Below are 5,179 nucleotides of genomic sequence, written 5' to 3'. Positions count from 1 at the left end.
TTCCGATGAATTACGAAACAACATACAGATTAGAGTTTAAGATTTTTATTTTAGGATGAGAGTCGGGGCCGGGAAATTTTCGGGGTTGAAAGACTTATAACATATAATGAAACAACGATGAAGAGTTTGATCCTGGCTCAGGATGAACGCTAGCGGCAGGCCTAACACATGCAAGTCGAGGGGTAACAAGTCTAGCTTGCTAGATGTTGACGACCGGCGCACGGGTGCGCAACGCGTATACAATCTGCCCCCTACTGTGGGATAGCCCAGAGAAATTTGGATTAATACCACATGGTACCATATTACGGCATCGTATTTATGGTTAAAGGTTACGGTAGGGGATGAGTATGCGTCCCATTAGTTAGTTGGCGAGGTAACGGCTCACCAAGACCGCGATGGGTAGGGGCCCTGAGAGGGGGATCCCCCACACTGGTACTGAGACACGGACCAGACTCCTACGGGAGGCAGCAGTGAGGAATATTGGACAATGGGCGGGAGCCTGATCCAGCCATGCCGCGTGCAGGAAGAATGCCCTATGGGTAGTAAACTGCTTTTATACGGGAAGAAAAAGGGCTACGTGTAGCCCACTGACGGTACCGTAAGAATAAGGACCGGCTAACTCCGTGCCAGCAGCCGCGGTAATACGGAGGGTCCGAGCGTTATCCGGAATTATTGGGTTTAAAGGGTCCGTAGGCGGGCCGATAAGTCAGGGGTGAAAGTCTGCCGCTCAACGGTAGAATTGCCTTTGATACTGTCGGTCTTGAGTTATGGTGAAGTTGGCGGAATATGTAGTGTAGCGGTGAAATGCATAGATATTACATAGAACACCGATTGCGAAGGCAGCTGACTAACCATCGACTGACGCTGATGGACGAAAGCGTGGGGAGCGAACAGGATTAGATACCCTGGTAGTCCACGCCGTAAACGATGGATACTAGCTGTCCGGGTCCTTGAGACCTGGGCGGCCAAGCGAAAGTGATAAGTATCCCACCTGGGGAGTACGTTCGCAAGAATGAAACTCAAAGGAATTGACGGGGGCCCGCACAAGCGGTGGAGCATGTGGTTTAATTCGATGATACGCGAGGAACCTTACCAGGGCTTAAATGCATATTGACAGGGTCAGAGATGACTTTTCCTTCGGGCAATTTGCAAGGTGCTGCATGGTTGTCGTCAGCTCGTGCCGTGAGGTGTCAGGTTAAGTCCTATAACGAGCGCAACCCCTACCGTTAGTTGCCAGCGAGTCATGTCGGGGACTCTAACGGGACTGCCGGTGCAAACCGTGAGGAAGGTGGGGACGACGTCAAATCATCACGGCCCTTACGTCCTGGGCCACACACGTGCTACAATGGCCGGTACAGCGGGAAGCCATGCGGCAACGCAGAGCGGATCCACAAAACCGGTCACAGTTCGGATCGGGGTCTGCAACTCGACCCCGTGAAGCTGGAATCGCTAGTAATCGGATATCAGCCATGATCCGGTGAATACGTTCCCGGGCCTTGTACACACCGCCCGTCAAGCCATGGAAGCCGGGAGTGCCTGAAGTCCGTCACCGCAAGGAGCGGCCTAGGGCAAGATCGGTAACTAGGGCTAAGTCGTAACAAGGTAGCCGTACCGGAAGGTGCGGCTGGAACACCTCCTTTCTAGAGCTTCGGCCGCCGAAAACGAAAAGGCCCCGACGCCTCGTTCTAAATATTCAAGTCGTACAAGATCTGTAAGTATAGTATAGAGTCTCCACATTAATAATATAAGATACCTCTTTTGGTACGGAGTACAAAGAGTGGTAGGGACAGTCCCATAGCTCAGCTGGTTAGAGCGCTACACTGATAATGTAGAGGTCGGCAGTTCGAGTCTGCCTGGGACTACAGAGGGCACCTTTTGTTAGGTGCGCACGTTCATTGAGAATAAAATTGAATAGGAAATTCTAGAAGTTGAGTAGTAGTTGGAAGTACTGACTACTGACTACTATATGCTAACTACTAGTATATGGGGGATTAGCTCAGCTGGCTAGAGCGCCTGCCTTGCACGCAGGAGGTCATCGGTTCGACTCCGATATTCTCCACCAGGCGGTGCCTGGGGACAATTGATTTGTCTTCAAGTATTGCATGAGTGGCCACAAGGGTAATTTTTAATTGTCCGTGGCGACTCGCCACAAGTTCATTGACATATTGGGACAGGACGTATATCTTTCGGGATATATGTACTGAAGAAAAAGAAAACACGAATTTTTTAAGTAAAGAGTACGAAATACGAATAGAACAAAAGGTCTGGCGACAAGCTAGATAAGGGCGTATGGGGAATGCCTAGGCTCTCAGAGGCGATGAAGGACGCGATAAGCTGCGAAAAGCTGCGGGGATCGGCACATACGATATGATCCGCAGGTATCCGAATGGGGCAACCCAGCATGTTGAAGACATGTTATCCGCAAGGAGGCAAACCCGGTGAACTGAAACATCTAAGTAGCCGGAGGAGGAGAAAACAAAAGTGATTCCGGGAGTAGCGGCGAGCGAAACCGGATTAGTCCAAACCGTACATGTTCCGGCATGTGCGGGGTTGTAGGACCGCGACGTTCGAACAGCGATGAACTAGAACAGGTTGGAAAGCCTGGCCATAGACGGTGATAGCCCGGTATAGGTAAAGACCTGCAAGATAGCGGTATCCTGAGTAGCGCGGGGCACGTGAAACCCTGTGTGAAACCGGCGGGACCATCCGCCAAGACTAAATACTCCTGAGAGACCGATAGTGAACCAGTACCGTGAGGGAAAGGTGAAAAGAACCGTGAACAACGGAGTGAAAAAGATCCTGAAACCATACGCTTACAAGCGGTCGGAGCCCTTCGGGGTGACGGCGTGCCTTTTGCATAATGAGCCTACGAGTTACTTTTACTAGCAAGGTTAAGGACTTCAGGTCCGGAGCCGTAGCGAAAGCGAGTCTTAACAGGGCGCCATAGTTAGTAGTAGTAGACGCGAAACCGTGCGATCTACCCATGGGCAGGTTGAAGCTGTGGTAACACATAGTGGAGGACCGAACCCGTTGACGTTGAAAAGTCTTGGGATGACCTGTGGGTAGGGGTGAAAGGCCAATCAAGCTCGGAAATAGCTCGTACTCCCCGAAATGCATTTAGGTGCAGCGTGTAGATAGTTTTATAGAGGTAGAGCTACTGATTGGATGCGGGGGCTTCACCGCCTACCAATTCCTGACAAACTCCGAATGCTATAAAACGTTTCTGCGCAGTGAGGGCATGGGTGCTAAGGTCCATGTCCGAGAGGGAAAGAACCCAGACCATCGGCTAAGGTCCCAAAATATATGCTAAGTTGAAAAAACGCGGTGGAACTGCATTGACAGCCAGGATGTTGGCTTGGAAGCAGCCATTCATTTAAAGAGTGCGTAACAGCTCACTGGTCGAGCGGTTCCGCATGGATAATGATCGGGCATAAGCATATTACCGAAGCCATGGCTTTGTATTCATACAAGGGGTAGGGGAGCATTGTAGTGCCGTTGAAGGTGTACCTGCGAGGGATGCTGGAGGAGCTACAAACGAAAATGTAGGCATAAGTAACGATAATGCGGGCGAGAAACCCGCACGCCGAAAGACCAAGGTTTCCCCAGCTATGCTAATCAGCTGGGGGTCAGTCGGGACCTAACGCGGACCCGAAGGGGGAAGTGGATGGACAAGCAGTTAATATTCTGCTACCCGCACATCATTGAAAGCGACGGAGGCGAGAAGTTGGTGCGTGCAGACGGAATTGCACGTTGAAGCGAGTGGTAACACCGCGATAGTACACCGAGGCTACGGCCAAGGTGATAATCCAGCGTATCGACTTCCAAGAAAAGCGAGATGTGCGGCCCGTACCGTAAACCGACACAGGTGGTTGGGATGAGTATTCTAAGGCGCTCGAGAGATTCATGGCTAAGGAACTAGGCAAAATAGACCCGTAACTTCGGGAGAAGGGTCGCCCATCTTTTAGATGGGCCGCAGTGAAGAGGTCCAGGCGACTGTTTATCAAAAACACAGGGCTCTGCAAAATCGAGAGATGAAGTATAGGGCCTGACACCTGCCCGGTGCTGGAAGGTTAAGGGGAGATGTGAATCCTTCGGGAGGAAGCATTGAACTGAAGCCCCAGTAAACGGCGGCCGTAACTATAACGGTCCTAAGGTAGCGAAATTCCTTGTCGGGTAAGTTCCGACCTGCACGAATGGTGCAACGATCTGGACACTGTCTCGGCCATGAGCTCGGTGAAATTGTAGTATCGGTGAAGATGCCGGTTACCCGCAGTGGGACGAAAAGACCCCGTGCACCTTTACTATAGCTTCGTATTGACCTTGGTCAAGCAATGTGTAGGATAGCTGGGAGACTTTGAAGGCGCACCGCCAGGTGTGTTGGAGTCACCGTTGAAATACCAGCCTTTGCTTGTCCGGGGCCTAACCCTCCAAGAGGGAACAGTGCGTGGTGGGTAGTTTGACTGGGGTGGTCGCCTCCAAAAGAGTAACGGAGGCTTCTAAAGGTGCCCTCAGTACGGTCGGCAATCGTACGTAGAGTGCAATGGCACAAGGGCGCTTGACTGTGAGACATACAGGTCGAACAGGTTGGAAACAAGAGCATAGTGATCCGGTGGTTCCGCATGGAAGGGCCATCGCTCAAAGGATAAAAGGTACGCCGGGGATAACAGGCTGATCTCCCCCAAGAGCTCATATCGACGGGGGGGTTTGGCACCTCGATGTCGGCTCGTCACATCCTGGGGCTGGAGAAGGTCCCAAGGGTTGGGCTGTTCGCCCATTAAAGTGGCACGCGAGCTGGGTTCAGAACGTCGTGAGACAGTTCGGTCTCTATCTACTGCGGGCGTTAGAAATTCGAGCGGACCTGGCCCTAGTACGAGAGGACCGGGCCGGACCGACCGCTGGTGCACCGGTTGTCCCGCCAGGGGCATTGCCGGGTAGCTATGTCGGGATTGGATAAGCGCTGAAAGCATATAAGCGCGAAACCAACCGCAAGATGAGATTTCTTTAAAGGACCGTGGGAGACGACCACGTCGATAGGCCATAGGTGCAAGGGCAGTAATGTCCGTAGCCGAGTGGTACTAATTGTCCGTACGGCTTGCGCAACATAAGTCCCTTTCCCGCCTCGTGCGGGAAAGGGCGACAACCTTTTCTCTATAACTTTCGACCTTTTTACTTAAAGGGA

General features: G+C 51.9%; 2 tRNA genes and 2 rRNA genes. All 4 read left to right on the top strand.

The window, feature by feature from the left end:
- Nucleotides 1–114 precede the first annotated feature (114 nt).
- The 4 genes from KO513_RS00020 (at nucleotide 115) to KO513_RS00005 (ending at nucleotide 5,100) form a co-directional block, all read left to right on the top strand.
- Nucleotides 115–1,640 (top strand): 16S ribosomal RNA (locus tag KO513_RS00020).
- 148 nt (nucleotides 1,641–1,788) lie between these two features.
- A tRNA-Ile gene (locus KO513_RS00015) sits at nucleotides 1,789–1,862 on the top strand.
- A 123-nt stretch (nucleotides 1,863–1,985) separates the two neighbouring features.
- Nucleotides 1,986–2,062: transfer RNA gene (locus KO513_RS00010), tRNA-Ala, on the top strand.
- A 205-nt stretch (nucleotides 2,063–2,267) separates the two neighbouring features.
- Nucleotides 2,268–5,100 (top strand): 23S ribosomal RNA (locus KO513_RS00005).
- The 16S and 23S rRNA genes sit together here with 2 tRNA genes alongside, the layout of an rRNA operon.
- Nucleotides 5,101–5,179 lie beyond the last annotated feature (79 nt).

The sequence above is a fragment of the Zobellia sp. B3R18 genome (genome assembly GCF_018860715.1).
Classification (GTDB): domain Bacteria; phylum Bacteroidota; class Bacteroidia; order Flavobacteriales; family Flavobacteriaceae; genus Zobellia; species Zobellia russellii.
The sequence above is the reverse complement of the archived record's forward strand: the minus strand, read 5'-3'. Positions and strand labels throughout refer to the sequence as shown.